Source organism: Billgrantia hypersalina (assembly GCF_052584175.1).
This window is the reverse complement of the sequence record NZ_JBMIQI010000011.1, coordinates 623,916-639,657: the sequence shown is the minus strand read 5'-3', so window position 1 is coordinate 639,657 and position 15,742 is coordinate 623,916. Positions and strand designations below refer to the sequence as shown.

At 54.6% G+C, this 15,742-nt stretch carries 19 protein-coding genes; 7 read left to right on the top strand and 12 right to left on the bottom strand.

Annotated features, from left to right (window positions below; translation table 11 throughout):
* Positions 1-171 precede the first annotated feature (171 nt).
* The 4 genes from ACOJCM_RS10175 (at position 172) to ACOJCM_RS10160 (ending at position 2,138) form a co-directional block, all read left to right on the top strand.
* Positions 172-423 carry a hypothetical protein gene (locus ACOJCM_RS10175; RefSeq protein WP_445211940.1) on the top strand — a complete coding sequence of 84 codons (252 nt, stop codon included), beginning with the start codon at positions 172-174 and terminating at the stop codon, positions 421-423.
* 98 nt (positions 424-521) lie between these two features.
* Positions 522-1,049 carry a helix-turn-helix domain-containing protein gene (locus tag ACOJCM_RS10170; RefSeq protein WP_445211939.1) on the top strand — a complete coding sequence of 176 codons (528 nt, stop codon included), beginning with the start codon at positions 522-524 and terminating at the stop codon, positions 1,047-1,049.
* The gene (locus tag ACOJCM_RS10165; RefSeq protein WP_445211938.1) at positions 1,046-1,807 is read left to right on the top strand and encodes an AzlC family ABC transporter permease; all 762 of its coding nucleotides are present in this window, start codon (positions 1,046-1,048) and stop codon (positions 1,805-1,807) included. The genes ACOJCM_RS10170 and ACOJCM_RS10165 overlap by 4 nt, the downstream gene beginning before the upstream one ends.
* Positions 1,800-2,138: an AzlD domain-containing protein gene (locus ACOJCM_RS10160; protein WP_445211937.1), complete on the top strand. Its 339-nt coding sequence runs from the start codon at positions 1,800-1,802 to the stop codon at positions 2,136-2,138. Before ACOJCM_RS10165 ends, ACOJCM_RS10160 begins: the two co-directional genes overlap by 8 nt.
* Before the next feature lie 80 nt (positions 2,139-2,218).
* Here ACOJCM_RS10160 and ACOJCM_RS10155 read toward each other — a convergent pair whose 3' ends face one another.
* The 8 genes from ACOJCM_RS10155 to ACOJCM_RS10120 form a co-directional block, all read right to left on the bottom strand.
* A complete protein-coding gene (locus tag ACOJCM_RS10155) occupies positions 2,219-2,761 on the bottom strand; it encodes a hypothetical protein (protein ID WP_445211936.1) in 543 nt (180 codons plus the stop codon).
* 544 nt (positions 2,762-3,305) lie between these two features.
* Positions 3,306-3,467, bottom strand: coding sequence for a relaxase/mobilization nuclease domain-containing protein (locus ACOJCM_RS10150; RefSeq protein WP_445211935.1), 162 nt, complete (start codon positions 3,465-3,467; stop codon positions 3,306-3,308).
* A 153-nt stretch (positions 3,468-3,620) separates the two neighbouring features.
* Positions 3,621-4,028: a hypothetical protein gene (locus ACOJCM_RS10145; RefSeq protein WP_445211934.1), complete on the bottom strand. Its 408-nt coding sequence runs from the start codon at positions 4,026-4,028 to the stop codon at positions 3,621-3,623.
* Between the two features lie 100 nt (positions 4,029-4,128).
* Complete coding sequence (locus ACOJCM_RS10140) at positions 4,129-5,049, bottom strand: nucleotidyl transferase AbiEii/AbiGii toxin family protein (protein WP_445211933.1); 921 nt, start codon at positions 5,047-5,049, stop codon at positions 4,129-4,131.
* A complete protein-coding gene (locus ACOJCM_RS10135; protein ID WP_445211932.1) occupies positions 5,039-5,815 on the bottom strand; it encodes a type IV toxin-antitoxin system AbiEi family antitoxin domain-containing protein in 777 nt (258 codons plus the stop codon). The genes ACOJCM_RS10140 and ACOJCM_RS10135 overlap by 11 nt, the downstream gene beginning before the upstream one ends.
* A gap of 300 nt (positions 5,816-6,115) precedes the next feature.
* The gene (locus ACOJCM_RS10130; RefSeq protein WP_445211931.1) at positions 6,116-6,472 is read right to left on the bottom strand and encodes a nucleotide pyrophosphohydrolase; all 357 of its coding nucleotides are present in this window, start codon (positions 6,470-6,472) and stop codon (positions 6,116-6,118) included.
* Between the two features lie 106 nt (positions 6,473-6,578).
* Positions 6,579-8,969, bottom strand: a complete 2,391-nt coding sequence (locus tag ACOJCM_RS10125; RefSeq protein WP_445211930.1) for a DNA/RNA helicase domain-containing protein — start codon at positions 8,967-8,969, stop codon at positions 6,579-6,581.
* Positions 8,970-9,285: 316 nt separating this feature from the next.
* Positions 9,286-9,447, bottom strand: a complete 162-nt coding sequence (locus tag ACOJCM_RS10120; RefSeq protein ID WP_445211929.1) for a hypothetical protein — start codon at positions 9,445-9,447, stop codon at positions 9,286-9,288.
* A gap of 463 nt (positions 9,448-9,910) precedes the next feature.
* Between ACOJCM_RS10120 and ACOJCM_RS10115 the strand changes: the two genes are divergently transcribed.
* From ACOJCM_RS10115 to ACOJCM_RS10105, 3 genes are all read left to right on the top strand, one after another.
* Positions 9,911-10,513 (top strand): hypothetical protein, encoded by a 603-nt coding sequence (locus ACOJCM_RS10115; RefSeq protein ID WP_445211928.1) that lies wholly within the window; start codon positions 9,911-9,913, stop codon positions 10,511-10,513.
* Between the two features lie 617 nt (positions 10,514-11,130).
* The gene (locus ACOJCM_RS10110; RefSeq protein WP_445211927.1) at positions 11,131-11,379 is read left to right on the top strand and encodes a hypothetical protein; all 249 of its coding nucleotides are present in this window, start codon (positions 11,131-11,133) and stop codon (positions 11,377-11,379) included.
* Positions 11,380-11,490: 111 nt separating this feature from the next.
* On the top strand, positions 11,491-12,099 hold the full coding sequence (locus ACOJCM_RS10105; protein ID WP_445211926.1) for a hypothetical protein: 609 nt from the start codon (positions 11,491-11,493) through the stop codon (positions 12,097-12,099).
* Between the two features lie 193 nt (positions 12,100-12,292).
* On the opposite strand, the gene ACOJCM_RS10100 is transcribed toward ACOJCM_RS10105, so the two are convergent.
* The 4 genes from ACOJCM_RS10100 to ACOJCM_RS10085 all read right to left on the bottom strand — a co-directional run bounded on the left by ACOJCM_RS10100 (position 12,293) and on the right by ACOJCM_RS10085 (position 15,575).
* Positions 12,293-13,285, bottom strand: coding sequence for a hypothetical protein (locus ACOJCM_RS10100; RefSeq protein ID WP_445211925.1), 993 nt, complete (start codon positions 13,283-13,285; stop codon positions 12,293-12,295).
* A 427-nt stretch (positions 13,286-13,712) separates the two neighbouring features.
* Entirely contained in the window at positions 13,713-14,225 is a 513-nt protein-coding gene (locus tag ACOJCM_RS10095) for a hypothetical protein (protein WP_445211924.1), read from the bottom strand.
* On the bottom strand, positions 14,218-14,853 hold the full coding sequence (locus ACOJCM_RS10090; RefSeq protein WP_445211923.1) for a hypothetical protein: 636 nt from the start codon (positions 14,851-14,853) through the stop codon (positions 14,218-14,220). The genes ACOJCM_RS10095 and ACOJCM_RS10090 overlap by 8 nt, the downstream gene beginning before the upstream one ends.
* Positions 14,854-15,290: 437 nt before the next feature.
* The gene (locus ACOJCM_RS10085; protein WP_445211922.1) at positions 15,291-15,575 is read right to left on the bottom strand and encodes a hypothetical protein; all 285 of its coding nucleotides are present in this window, start codon (positions 15,573-15,575) and stop codon (positions 15,291-15,293) included.
* Between the last annotated feature and the right edge of the window lie 167 nt (positions 15,576-15,742).

Sequence of the window (15,742 nt, the reverse complement as noted above, 5' to 3'; positions counted from 1 at the left end):
ATACAGCACAGATTACGCCTCCTAGCTTATTTTCCCGCCTTCAGGTGTCCTCACCCGATTCCTTTCAGTAGCGTTGACGTCAGGATGGCGTCATCAGTGTGCGATCGGGCTCGTCAATCGGCCGCCATGTTGCTATGGCTTATGGAGAACACTCTGCGGGAGAAAACGACTGTGACCCAGACCCAGCATGAAAGAACCGTGATGGCCTTCGATGATCAAGGCCGCGAATACATGATCGACATATTGCCCAGCGCTCGCGAACTCAGCGAAATGCAGCATGAGGGCGCCGTTAGCGGTACGCCGACCTTCCGCACCCGCGAAGGCCACGACGTGACCTACCTCGGTAACGGCGAATTCATGATCATGGTGCCTGGCGAAGAGGCCGGCGTGACCGTCCGGACCGACGATTCCGAGTTCGTTTGACAAGCCGAGCACGACGCCAGAGGAGCCGAGCGGAATTGGTTGACAAAGATCCGTTCCTTTAATAGAACGTTCGTTAAAAGGAACGGATCGAGACCATCTTGGATAAGCTATCACTCGGCACCCTGGGCCAACACCTGCAGTCACTGCGTCAGGCGCAAGGCTGGTCGCTGTCGCAACTGGCCGCCGCCGCCGGCATCGCCAAGTCGAACCTGTCACGCCTCGAGCAGGGAAACGGCAATCCTACGCTGGATACCATCTGGCGCCTGGCGGTACAGCTCAAGGTGCCTTTCGGCACCCTGGTGGCCCCGATCGCCGTGCCCTTGGGCGAGGCCGGCGTGGAGGTTCGCCTGATCGACCAGGGCAAGGAGCACCCGCAGGTCGATGCCTACTGGATGCGCTGTGCGCCGCATACCCTGCGGCTTGCCGAGCCTCATACCCCAGGCGCCCGTGAATCGCTCACCCTGATCAGCGGCACGCTGGAAGCCGGCCCGGAAGGTGACACCCGAAGCCTATCGGCCGGCGACACCCTCACCTTCGCCGCCGACCGCCCCCATCTTTACCGCACCGGGGATACCTGGGCCACGCTGCTGCTCAGCGTCGTCTATCACGAGGAACCACCTTCATGAGCCTGCAAGCCGCCGCATCGCCCAACCGCCCCTGGCTGACCGGCATGAGCGAAGCCATCCCGCTACTCGGTGGCTATGTTCCGGTAGCCATCTCCTTCGGGTTGATCGCGACCCAGGCCGGCTTCAGCGCCTGGGAAGCCGTGGCGATCTCGACCCTGATCTATGCCGGCGCCTCGCAGTTTCTCTTCGTCGGCATGGTCGCTGCCGGAGCCCCGCTATGGCTGGTAGTGGCCATGACGCTGCTGATCAACCTGCGCCATGTGGTCTACGCCCCCAACCTGGCCCCCTGGCTGACGTCCAGCCGCCGCTGGCCCTGGCTGATGCATGGCCTCACCGATCAGATCTTTGCCGTGGCCCACGCCCGGCTGCCGCAGCTCCCGGCCTCTCAGCGCCTCGACTGGTTCACCGGTGCTGCCCTGCTGGCCTGGATGAGCTGGATCGGTGGCACCGCGCTCGGGGCACTTGCCGGCGGCGAACTGGTCGCTCGCTGGGCCCTGATGGGTGAGATCCTGCCCTTTGCCTTGCCCGCGCTCTTCCTGGTGCTGGTGGCCCCTCGCTTCACCTCGCGGCGCTGGAGCCTGGCCTTGGGCCTGACCGCTCTCAGCGCCCTGCTGCTGACGCACCTGGGCCTGACCAATGTGGCCATTCCTCTCGCTGCCGCCTGCGGTGCCCTGTGCTTCCAGGTCGTCACGTTCGGCCCTGCGAAGAAGCAAAACCATGCGCAAGAGTGTCAGGACCAAGGAGACGGCCATGAGTAGCGCCCTCTGGATCGCCGTGCTCGCCTCGGCGCTGGGCACCCTGCTGATGCGCCTGCTGCCGCTGCTGTGGATGCAGCGTCGCCTCGAGCGGCAAGGCGATGACGACAGCCTCGAGGCCATGCCCCATTGGCTGAGCCTGCTCGGCCCACTGATGATCGCCGCCCTCCTGGGGGTATCGCTGATGCCGGTAGCGCCCGGCGCCACCTCTTGGCTGGCCACCGTCATCGGCGCTTTGGCGACCCTGGCCGTGTGGTGGCGCACGCGCACCCTCGGCTGGCCGGTGGCGGCCGGTGTGGTGGCCTATGGTGCGGTGGTGATGCTGCTGGGGTGAACTTCAACAGCGGCGCCCCCTCTCTTCACCTTCGTCGAGAACCAGCCTAGGAGCTTGGTACTTGCTACGTTGGCTTTCGCTTAGCGGTCTAGCGCTTCGGCGATAACACGAAGTTTTTGCTCAAGGTCGGCGTCGCTGTCCGCTGTACTCGTTCCATAGCCGAACACAAACATGTCCAGGATCCATCCTGACAGCTGCTCTTCCTTCAGGTGACAGCGCTGAAGCTCGATCATCAGCGGTTGCTGGTCCAGGGGAAAGCACGCCGTCGGGAGCATGGCTGGGAGCAAGCTCCCAGCGAAAATCAGCGCTTGGTCGTACCGGGCGAACTGGCTCCTGTCTTGAAAGTGCATACCGATACCGAGGCAGTGCACCACCGGGTCTGTTTCGGTATACCACCTGACGATGCGTGCAGTCTCCATCAAGCCGCCGGGGTGATTCACCCTGAGCAGGAAATCGGCAAGGAAAGGGAAACCTTCGATTTCGGGGATTGCCTGGATCGCACTCGGGTCGTTGACCAGCCGACGATACGGGTGGATTTCGCCCTCGTCGTATTGTTCTGCCTCGTAGGGAATACTGAAGGAATCGTCGTCAAGCCGGACGAGCAATTGAGCGGTGTGGGTCATGGTGCTTCCCCTGATTGCATGACGCCCTAGTCTATCTGACGCCATCGCGAACTTCCGCCATGCCATGGAGGGCCGCCCGTGTCGCGCACCCGACCGTTGTTTCCAATGATGGCCATACGGTTCAGATCGTCCCGCAAGCTTCGGGGAGCAAGGAAAACCCGCCAGCCGCACAGGTTGTATCGAGAGGCCAGGGGACGGTAGCGGTAATTGTCCCTGCGGGCTACCTGCCCCTGCCGAGGAATGGCCAAGCGAGGCACAGGGTGTAGCACAGGCGGTAAAGACTTAATTTAGGAAGAGGAAGAAGATGGTGGGCCCAGTAGGATTCGAAGCTACGACAAAAGAATTATGAGTTCGCCTTTAAAACAATAAGTTACTGATATTTCAGAGTAATCGACTGTAATCGAGCGAAAGGTACAATTCTTTAGAGTCAGTAGGTTAGCGAAGTTTGAGGATAGCACAGGAAGCTGGTGTGTACCGTTGGTGTACCTAGGGGGTGGTTTAACTTCGAGGCAAACACTAGCCAAACAACTTACAAGGATACATTCTAATGGTCACCTTTATTTACATTTAGCCGACACCCTTCAAAGCCCAGATTCTTCACCGCTTGATGGTCGTGTGGGCCATCCGTGTCGACGTGCAAGGTCATAACATACTGATCTTTCTGACCAAAATGCCGCCTGGCGAACACACGAGCGGCATGCTTCACATCCGCACTGATCAGTGCCGGCTGATATACGAGATGGACATATGATGTTGGTGGTGTCGCGAGTGCTCTTCCTGCGCTTGCCGTTTCGATATCGCGGCAATATCGGACTAATCCCCAACTTTCATAACAAGCAGAACTCTCACCTCCCTAAAGCTATCTCTCTATATACAAACCTTGAAGCTGGGGAAGAGTCAGAAAACAAGACGGCCTCGAATTACTAAATCCTCCACTTGAGTTTAGCCTCAGCTTGTCGTCGTCGCTGACATCGACACCGTAGAGGTCAATGAGCCGGTCGATGATCTCAGCCAGACGCTGCTTCTCGGGGTCGTGGGGCTTGCCTGAGCCGACTTCGCTGACCGAGGTAAGGCCGCAGTCCTCCCCGGCGACTTCCAGGCGCAGACGTTTCTCCTCACGCTTGGTGAGGCGGTAGTAGGGCAGTTCCAGCTCGCTGACGTCCTTGCCCCTACTGTCGTAGCCACAGACCATGCCGGCTTTCCAGCCGTCGGCCACCATGGCCTCGATGGTGTCCTGCTGGGACCGGCCTTCCCTGCTGTTCGCCATGTTATACCCTGCGCCTGGCGTAATTATGTGTAACAGCCTAGCGCTTAAAGGATATAAGGAGAAGTCGACTTAGGCCGTTAAACCGCCAGGGCACGCCGCATCATTGGCGAAGCTTGACCAAGGCCTGCTCCAACAGCTCCAGTGACTGACGGTGCTTGTCGGGTTGCATCTTCTGGATATTGGCGAGCTTCCAGCGCACGGCAGGCAGCCGATCAACGCCAAAATGAGCAAGCAGCTCCCAGTCAGGGGCCCCCTGCTTGAAGGACAGAAGAAAGCGAACATCCTCATCCGTCATCAGCTGGCCCAGCCGCGACAGCAGCTCATCACGGACGCTCTCCAGCCCCTGTAATGGAAGGTCAACCCTGGCCATCCCAACAAACTCCTGTCGGTAGACGTCGTCCAGCGGTTTCAGTCGCGGGTTGATCACTTCGTTCAAGGGCCTGGGATGCCCCAGCAGATAAACCAGGAAGCCTTCGAATACGCTGCGATCCAAGCCGCCCTGGTTCAGAAGCAGCTTCACATCGAAAAGGTCCCTGGGGTGCTGGCGGTCCAGCGCTGCGCAGATCTTGCCGCCATACAGGTCCGGAAGTGACACCACCTGCACCGCAGCAAAGCCGTACTCGTCCTCCACGGCTTCAACGACATCGCGCTCCTGAGGCGGGTGAAGAGTGCCACGCAGTACCGGCGATACCTCTACTTTCACCTGGCTACGCCCTCGGCACACCAGGATCCTCAGCTCGTCTCGGCGATTATCCTGAAGCTCGGCCCCCACGCCTGGCAGCCGCGCACTGAAGGTCTGTGCCAGTCGCTGCAGCGCCTCGCGACAGCGTCGTAATGCCTCGTCACGGGTCTCCAACGGTAGGTAGGCCAAGTCGATATCGACCGATAGACGGGGAAATGGCTGTACGAAGAGATTGATGGCCGTGCCCCCCTTCAGAGCGAAGCACGGCTCGTCATTGAGAAATGGCAGCAACGAGACCAGCAGCCTGACCTGTTCGTGGTAGCGAGCTTCAATCGGCATGCAGGAACGCCTCCGGCACCGTCACGTGATATTCCCTGTCCAGCTTGCCGCCCTGGCAGAGCTGCCGCTTGCCTTTGCCGAGGTCCAGTCGACGTGGTTCCAGACGACCGTACCAGGCATGCCCGGCGTGGCGAGCCAGCACCAGGAAGGCCCGCTTGGTTCTCACCGAACGGCACCCCTCCAGCAATGCCTGCAGCCGGCGTGGACGCAGCGTATTGAGCCCACCGAATGTGTCGACCAGCTCACTGCTGAACAGCAACTCATTCGGCGTCACGGCGATCCACTCCAGAACCGCTCGCTCTGGGGTCGATACCTGCAAGCTGAAGGCCCTGCCATCCGGCGCGTAGTCCATGAAGCTGCCGGGAAGCTGCACTGACAGGCCCTTTTCAGAGTGGAGCACCATCCGCCCTGCCCACTCGGCGTCACTCAACCATCGGGGCAGCCGAGCGGCCTCCTTGCCATACAGGTGCGTCGTGCGCTCTCCCATGGGCAGGTAATGGACAAAGCCATGCAGTGCCAGGGCCGTCTGGCCACCCGGCCAAAGTAGTGGCAACCCCAAGTCGTCGCTTGCCTGCAGGGCGAAAACTGCGCTCTCCCAAGTAAGAGGCTCTCCCGCTTGGCAGTAGGTGCCGTGCCCCACGCGTTGCAGCCAGCCACTGCTGGCCAGTTTACGCGCCTGATCTGAGGTGACGCCGTGTGATGCCAGCCAGGCGGTCGTAACGACGACGCCATACGGGATCTTGTGCAGCAGGTGGTTTATTTTCACGCCCAAAAGCGGCCTTTAATTCCGTTTTCAGTATGAAGGATAAACCACAACGGTTTATCTTCAAGCACAGAATCGCCATGCCATGCCGCTTTTAGCAAAGATTTTAAACCTACAGCCGATCTTCGTCCCTGATCGAGCCAGGGGATAGCCCATCACAGCAGTTGCAGGATTTAGTTGGCCAGCATCGATGCACCACGTTCACCTCCAGGTGACCGACGCGAAGCTGTAGCGGGTGGGAACTTGAGGCATGACGCCAGGCTGGGGACGCCGCGGCAGAGGACAAAGCGGCCACACATCACATTAATCCTGATAATGCGTGTACTTTTTCGCACTTCCCTTCACTTGGTCGGAGGGATATTTCTCTGCATTCTTCTCCATCTTCGCCCAGCATGCCGCTTCGATATCCACATTCAGCTTACCCGCCAGGCGGATCAGATAGAGCTGAACATCGGCAATTTCGTCACGCACGGCGGCCAGTTGCTCCGCATCCAGTTCTCTGGACTGCGCCTCGGTCAGCCACTGGAAGCACTCCTGCAGCTCAGCTGCCTCCACCGTCAGCGCCATGGCCAGGTTCTTGGGGGAGTGAAACTGGTCCCAGTCACGCTCGGTGGCGAACTGGTCCATGGCGTCGCGGAGCTGCTTGAACGGGTCTGACATAAAGTGTCACCTGACTCTGCGGTATCGGATAGCGATGAGCATGCCTTCTCTGCCGCTCGCTATCCAGCCGGCATCGGCATAGGCGACCATCCGGCCGCTCACTCGTTCACAGCACGGAGAGGAATTCACCGATGACCTTCAGATCCTCGAGCTCGTCCTCAAGCACGATGTCCTTGTAGCCGAAGGCGTTGGTCTGGGGTTTTAGCACGATACGCTGGTTCACGAACTCGCCGTATTCCTCGATCTTCTCGCTCTGGTACAGCTTTACCGTAAAGCTGCCGCCGTGGTCCGGGTCCTCGATGGCGCGATGCTGCACCACGACGACCTTGCCTTGCCGTGTGCCGCCAGGGTTCGCACGGAACAGGCACCAGGCGCCATTAGGGATGCGCCGGTTCATCGACTCCCCCACCACTCGGCTGACGAACAGGTCGGGGCTTATACGTACGTGATCCGGGAGTTCGACCCAGTGCTCTGTCTCAGCAATCTGCATCTCGCTGAACTCACCAGCGGCGATGCTCAAATCGTACACGGGCACATGACGCTCGAACGGTGCGGCCTGGTCACGCGTCACGATGGGAAGGTGCAAGCCATCCAGCGTCTCGGCCTCTTCAGTCAGATCGGTATGCTCGGAGGCTGCCTGCGAACGGGCGAAGGCCGCGAAGTACTCGCGGGTCTCAGGGTCCGTTGCATAGACGTAACAGCCCTTCTGGCCCCGCGTCATCAGTGTGCGATAGGTGTTCTTGATGATCTGATCCGCCTGGCTTCGGGCGTGCTCAGGGTCATTTTTGAGCATCGTCTTGTAACCATTCACCGAACGGTCCTGCCTTGCCCGCTTTCCCGCGTCTGTTTCGACACGGCCGTCACGAATCACGAAGTCGTCGCCGATGATGACGCCAACGTAGTCGAATTCGAGCCCCTGGCAGGTATGGATGCAGCCGACCTGCTCTGCTGAACCATCGGCGATCGCCCACAGCATGCCGTCATCATCGAGGTTCCACTGGGCTGCGAAGCCATACTCGGGAAACACTATATCCATGGCGTGCTGGTCCTTCTTGCTGGCCCAGGGCCAGCAGTACCCCGCCACCATACGTGCCTTGTTGGCCTTTCGATTCTTTTCAAGAATGGCTTGACGGAGTTTGCAGGGATCAGCGAACACCTGGAAGTCGTAATCGATGTCCTCCAGGTCGGTGTTGGCCGTGGTGCGAATCTGCAGCGCATGGTCGAGCCACGCAAGGTAACCATCCGAGCCGTTGCAGCGAAACTGCGATGCTAGCTCAAGCTCCTGCACCACGGCGCCGCACTCGGCTGCCCGCCGCCTGATCTCTTCGACCGTGCCTACGTCTTTCAGCGTCACGCGTTGCGCCTCATCGATAAAGAAGATCGAGAAGCGTGACGCGGCGATCACCTCCTTGATCTGGCTCTCGCCCAGGTTCTGATACATGCCCGACTTCTCGTTCAGGCGGTGCGCCTCGTCGACGATCAGCGCATGGAAGGTATCCGGCTCAGCGTTAACGTAGCTGCCCGAGCCCTTGAACAGGTTGTCGATGTGCGTCTTCTTGCGCGTGCCGGTCAGCTTCTTCTTGAAGACCTCCCGAGGGGCCGAGTTGCGCGAGACGTACTGCGTCATCATCTCGCGCTTCGTCATCTCCACCAGCAGATTGATGGCCACCACCGACTTGCCGGTGCCTGGCCCGCCCTTGACGATCAGGCACTGCTTGTTGCCGCTAACTGCACGATGCGCAAGATCGATGGCGGTTTCATAGACGAGCTTCTGGTCATCGATCATCAGGAACTCGGCGTTGCCCTGCATCATCGAGGCCAGGGCATCCGCCAGGTTCTTGCTCGGCTTGATCACACCGTGCTCGATGCGATACATGATGTCGTTGCTGTCGCCGTACTTGATGTGCTGGCTGAGAAACTCGGAGAGCTTCAACGCATCCTGCGAGATGAAGATCGGCGCACGGCTTGTGTGGTGCTCGTAGAAGGGATCATTGATGGCGTCCCCCTGCTTCATGTTGTGCAGATAGGCGCAGGGCACCAGGCGGATCGACTCGGAGCGTACCGTCTCGTTGTAGTCCTCGATCAGCGCGCCATAGGACCACGCCTGATACGATGGATGGTTGGTCTCGCGTACACCGCCTCCCAGTTGAGTACGCACGATGGCATCTTTCTTTGTCACCTCGACGGACTGCCACTGTTTCAGTTCCACGATGACCGCCGTATCGTCCCGCTGATGGTTCTTTCCAGTCAGGATGAAGTCCACACGGCGATTGGTCAGTGGGATGTTGTACTCGATGGCTACTCCGGCTGAAGCGGGAATACCCTCATCGAGCAGAACGCTCATCATGAAGCGAAGGGAGTTCTCCCAGGACGTCACTTCTCTGCGCGGCGAGTTGCGGTTCAGTCTGCGTGCCACCTCGTTCTCAATGGCGTCGGTGATGCGATTGGCTCGCACATCATCGATGAACTGCTGCTTGGTGGCATTATAGACCAGCAATTTATTAGCCCCTTACAAGATTCTTTTTAATTTTATGAACATGCTTTGGTTGAGCATAATTCATTTAACCGCCGGCCACTCATCCAGTCTCAAACGAAGCATATACGAAGCCAAACTTATGGAGGGTATTGTACAAAAGACCGCCTGAGAGAGGTTACTTGAGAGGCATGACGGTTTGTTATCTATAACGGCGCTGCGCTGGCCAAGCCACGTAAACGGCATATTCATCTTCCATGCGAGCGAGGCCCCTAGGGGCGCCGGAATGCCTCCTGAAGCAGCAAAGCGTTAATCGGTCTGAAATTCCGCAGCCTGATAATTAGACTGACTGGCCAGGGCCATCGGTGCCAATCAGGCCCCGCTTACCGACCTGCCAGAGGACCGCATAGTGTTCAAGGCGACGCTTGCGCTCGAGGGTCTCGGATAACACGGCACGCAGGCTATCCCACCTTCCCTGGGTATCGGGTGAGAGCAGGGTCAATGATGTGCCTCCTGAGAGGCCACGTGGGCAAATGCTGCAGCAGTCTCTCGCTTGCGATGCATTGGTGGGCCCAGCTGGACTCGAACCAGCGACCAAGGGATTATGAGGACGCTGAAGCACACCTAAACCTTGTAAATTCAGAAACTTACGGGACGCCCGTTGCGTGACCTTGCAGCACAATGCACAACTATGCGGGACTCACTCCCGCAAAACTCCCACAGCCCCATGGCCGGCAACGCCGGCCATGGAAGTGACCTGCATCAGGCAATGGTGATGTTCGCGATCCCCCGCCGGCCCAATCGGCTTAGCCCTGCTGGAAGTTAGCGCCAGCCTACGCAAGGATATCAGTCTTAGCACGTCAGGGACATGGCACGCCCGTTTATTGACTTGAACGCGCCAGCGCGATAAACCAATAAACGCTTGATCCGTCTAATCACTGTTAGCTGCACAAGAAGAAGCTGAAATGGAATTATGGTTGCGAACTGACGAGCATGAAGAAGCTGTCTCAGCTCTAGAAATGGTTGCGGAATCATCCGCACTAGTCCTAGAAAATTGCTACAGGTGGAAGTGGGTTCTTATCTCTACTCACAATACACTCCAAGGGTTCATGGTATTATCTTTAAGGCAGGGAAACGGACTAAAAGCATTAAAAGACCATATTGCTGAAAAGTGGCTAAAAGCATATCGTGAAGGCGGTAAGTATCCCGCTGAGCAGCTAGACACGTTTTTAAATTTGTATAAAAAAGTAAAATCAGATCAAATGATTTTCTTTGTTCACAGCAAACCATTTGTGGCCACTCATGACCATGACAAAGCTGTGAAAAAATTAAATTCATTACGTAATGAGTTTATACATTTTGCACCTAAAGGATGGTCTTTGGAATTGGCGGGGTTGCCTAAAACCTGTCTTAACTGCTTAGAGGTTGCAGACTTCCTGGGTTGGCAAAGTGGCAATGTCCCTTGGTATGAGGAAGAACACAAGGAAAGAGCTGAAATAGCTATGAGAAGAGCTATAAAAAATCTAAAACACGCAGAAACAAAATATGAAGAGGCAGCTAACAAGTAGCTTCACCAGACAACATACTCGCTGCGCTCGCATCATTCCAGTGAGCTAAGCGTTAGAGGGTAGGAGAAAGTAAGTGGCAGCTGATGATCGAGAGAGCTTCGTTCGGTGGCAAACCGTCACACGAGATTATTTTACATCCGTTTCTAACCTTGTGCTTGGTCTTGCCACAGGCCTTCTAGCCTTTTTGGTTTCTGGTTTAACTTCCTCGCAGCCCACAAGCACTTGCTTACTCGTTGTAGCTACAGGCTCAATGATCTTGCTTGCGGCTTCCGTTGGGCTGGCGATCTGGTGCGCTATCAATCGCCTTCGGGATTTTCGAGCTACAACGCAAATTGCACGCTCACGCTACAAGGGTGAACAGGTAAGTTCCGACGCTCGTCAAGAGACTACGGTTCTGGGCCAATTATCGTGGCGACTATTCTGGTGGCAACTCGTACTGTTCGGCTTTGGAGCAGTCGGGGTCTCTATCACTGTTATTGCTCAGATGTGGTTGTAACCCATGCTCTCTAACAAGACCATTACATTCGCTCCCTACTGCCGCCGGACGCTCGCAATCTCACGCCGTTTGTGGCAGCGTTATGTGATCCAGTGAAAAATTTCTGACTCAAGGAGTTTAAATGAAAATCAAAGACTTGATTGAGAAACTGCAACAGTTCGACCAAGATCAATCCATCGTTTGCTATTCTGAGAACGAGGGGCTGAGATCCGATGACGGCCCTATCCAGATATTCGAGCTATTGAATGTTTCAGAAGTCGAGGCGGAGGCCAGCAGGCTAGACGATGGCGTGGGTAATCCTTGGCTGAAGTTCGGTAAATCCGACAATTCGTCAAGGTTTGTACTTATAGAAATCACATCCGATGCCTAGGCCACTCGAAGCAATACATAACCAAGTGCATCAGTACGCGCCTTGCGACGTCTGACGCCAGATTCGCTGCCGCCGTTGTGCACGGCGTTATACGTTTAGGGAGCCTCACTGATGAGTAGCATTGGAATTCTCGCCTACGGATCACTGATCGAAGATCCAGGCAAAGAAATTGAACCGCATATTCGTGAAAGGCGAGAAAGAATCGTAACGCCATTCGCGATAGAGTTTGCTCGGTCGAGTTCTACACGCAATGGCGCACCGACAGTTGTACCTGTCGAAAGTGGGGGCTGTCGCGTCCACGCTACAATTCTTGTCCTAGGGGAAGGCATTAGCTTAGAAAAGGCGGAAGACTTGTTGTGGCGGAGAGAGACGAGAAATGAGTGTACCGACAAGCACTACAGCGCTCCATCCGAACCAAGCCCAAACAAGATGATAGTAGAGAGACTCGAAAATGTCGCAGGCACCGAAGTTGTACTTTATACGAAGCTTGGGGCCAATATCACAGAGCCAAGCGCTGCTAAGCTTGCCGATCTTGCTATCAAAAGCGCCAAAGGCAAAGCCGGGAAGGCCGGAAAGGATGGCATCAGTTACCTGATGTCGGTAAAAAGGCAAGGTATCTCAACACCGCTGATGCCGGGCTATGAGGATGAAGTACTACGAAAAACCGGTGCGTCAAGTCTTGAAGAAGCATTGTCACGATGCCGTGATGGAAGCGTATAGCTGATTGCTTCAGCCGACTGATAACCCCATTCACTGGTCGCCGCGACTTAACCTCCCCCGATGTGAGCAGGACTTTCAGCGAAAATGGCCGCTCCCCTTCGCGTTAGCAATTGGAAAAAACGGCAAAAATGCACTGCAAGCGTAGTTTCGACATAGCCGAAAACGCGACCCTAAGGAAACACTATTACTTGCATCACGTTGGCAGACTCCCATTGCCCCCAGGCTGGCCGAGCAAGATTGTTTGCATGAAGTGATTCATGCACTCCGAAATACTATGTGCAACCGGGTCAAGTTCCCCGTTAGCGCCGTATTCCAGTAGCATCTTCAACGCTGTTGGGGTTCTCTGCCCTGCCGGTGTCGGCACACACACTAGACTTTGACCAAGGAACAACACCGGCCTTGCTACTTTCCGTATGAACATCTCATCCCACTCTGCCTGATCGCGATCAGCACCAGCTTTTTCAGCCAAGCCACAGAGTTGATTACGCAGGGCCGTCATCGCACTATCAAGGTCGGAAAATTCTGTCATCCACAGCGCCTCATGATCAAGCGCATTCTTTGTATTGATGACGACCATGCCACGATCGGCACTACATTTAGGATCATCAATTTGAGCAGCACCTTCTTTGATCCTCTCGTAAATGGTCTGCCCATTTTTTGAACTGATTGTTTTTATTGCCAAAGCCCATCGCTCGGGAGGCTTTTTTCCGTTACTTTCCTCAATCGTAAAAATTACATCAGGATTATCGCCTTTGGCATTCGTCGGATGATCGAGATCGACCTGTGTACCGACATGTGCAGCAAGACAGCCAAAGTAAAGCTCCGCCATTTTGCGACCTGTATCGTCATTATAGGCACTTCCAGCATTTTGCGAAAATGATGCTGTTTTGATCTTGCTTTCAGCAATTAATCTCAAATGAGGCTCAAATGTATTAAACTCGGAAATAGGTTCTACAGAGAGTAGCTTGGCTGCGAAGTCATGAACCCCTGCTGCGGCGCGTAAAGCTGTGTCAGGTTGATCGCTCCCGATGATGTCGGGATTCTTCATGATCTCAATAAGCTGTGTGAGGGACAAAAGCTCATCTTCTAGCGATGACCCAACAGGGGGTTGGATGCCAAGTTTGCTTAAGAGTGCTAAAAAGCGGTCGCCAATTGTGTCGGCATTTGCAAACGGTACAAACGTCATAGCTCCATCCCCTCCGCAGCCTAGTGTAATCACGCTTAATCTTTTCTGGTTCGCATAATTCTAACAACTTGGAAACAAAGTAAATAGCCCCATCATTTTACCCAACAGTCGTTGACTCGGGAAATGCGGGTTTAGGAGCCCTCAAACTGACCACATGCCTTCTCGATGATCGCCCAGCCCCATCAGTATCCAGTACGGTGCTGTAGGTGTAGAGAGGATCGCTGTTATCGGCCATAGCCGGCCGCATCTTCAAATACCGATTTAGCCCGGCCTCCACCCGGTATTCATAGCGGGTGATCAGGATGCCCAGCAGCGTGTACTGCTATGTTGCCGCCTTCTTCTTTCGGCGTGGTGAACGGGCCATGACTGCCTTCCTAGATTAGGCCAAGATGCATGAAAGAAAACCGTCTCAGAATCAACCGTCATTTTATGGACATACCAGACGCTCTTCTTCCTTCATAAGCGTAGACTGCAAAGGCTCTTCGATGATTATTTTCTGCCCAGAACGGCGCATCGTAAGACAACCTTCATGGTGATCGATAAAGAGGTTCAACTGTTGCATTGGAGAAGCAGTTTGCTTGTAGGGAAGTCTTCGCGTAATCATTCTTTCGAGCTGATGGGGTTTGAAAGATATTCGCATGCAATTTTGGCCAAAAAATGTTTCTCCTAGCCAAGCTAACCAACCTGGCCGCGCGCAATGTCTGCTAAGAGCCGGCCTAATCTGAATTTGAAATATTGGCATAATGCTGGTTTCACCAGCAGCATTTGGGTCCAGTTCAACAGTCAATGGCCGGGTTTCAAAATACTCTCTGGCCTCAGTAAATGCATATCCTATCATAACCATAATGATGGCGACTGCGACGCTGACTATAACCTGCTTTCGGTAATATGATAATGACTCGAGGATGCGATCAAAACGACGCGGTCGATTTTCATTCATAAAGCACCTCTTGGGGTACAAACAGGCTATCATCTCGTCCGTCATCTGACTCAACACTTAAGTGAAGCGTTGGAACATCAGAAATTAGATCAAGGTGTTCTCCGGGCTCAAGTATCGAACACATAACCGTAAGAGAGTCTTGATCCAGATATAGAAATACATTTTCTCCCTCACCTGTGGCCTCCAGGGGAGAGAGCTGATCGGATGTACCAGCAACACCTAGCGCTAAAAAACATCGACTTAAATCTGAAACAGACTCCTGTAGCAACTGTTCTATCTCATATTGAAATTCTTCGACATCCGAATCAAACAAAGATCTTGCAAGAGTCAAACGGATCACGACACCTTGCACGTCGCCTAAATCAACTCTCTGAATTAGCTTCCTCCAAGGAGCTTCTGAATAGTATGAGCTTCCGGTCGAGGAGGCACCGCCAACACTAAAAGTACAAATCTTTTGATTGGGATCTGAGTATCGACCGACATCAACATCCGGATATGTAATGGCAACGGCATCATTATCGACCGTGCCCGGTTCACATCGATATTCTGGATTACCGGCATATACTAACGGGGTTGCCATAAAGGCTGTAAAAAGAATTAATGCCCCACCAAGAAATGATCGTTGCATAACCATACCTCAATGAGTGGCCCGCATCATCATGATGGTGGCTCGGTCTTCAGCACAGAGTGGCGATAGCAGTGAGTCATGGCAACACCGTACCTGATGGGTCACGGGTTGCACTTTGTCATTGAGACCGCCCTCCCAGAATGTCGGAACCCATAAGAAGTAATGGGAATAAGCCTTAACCAAATGTGAACGCTTTCAGTGAAACCAAGCATAGCCGACTTTTTTCGCCCTCGCGAGGTGTGCTGACCTAGGCACAATAGCAGGCTAACAAATCATGAAAAACCTGATAGACCCTGATGGCATCAGTACCTGCCCCGGCCTCCTTCAGCAGGGTTGTTTGCAGGGTTAAATCTGCCATTCTCTTAGCAGCCCGAAAATTTAAGTAAATCTTGCCGTTACAGACAATAAAACAACAACTGAAAACATCCGGCAGGGATCTATTGTGGCCCTTCCGGGGGCTTCATCTCATGATTACAATCATGATAAGAATTCCCATTTTGTTTCTTTCCTGGCATGTTATTGCCTTTCTCATCAGAATCAGCATCACACCGACCAAGATAATAGCCAACTGTAAGAAGAGGCGCTGCCACCAGCGGAAACACCAAAGCAGACGAACTAAAAACCAGCGAAAGCGTAGCTATTGCTGCCATTTGAGAAGCGCCAAAAACTGCCGAACTAAAAAGAGCCTCTTTGTTAAAATAATCCTTCATAAAAAAATACATAACCCAATCTTAATGCTGAAAACAGCTTTTATCCATAGCAAACAAACAAACCATAGCACAATAAAAAACACTCTGCCCTCACTTCAATTTTCCCCCTGCTCATTTTTTGGCGCCCCCAAACAGGATATTCTTGATCTACCGGAGGCCTTGTGCAAACTCCATCACAA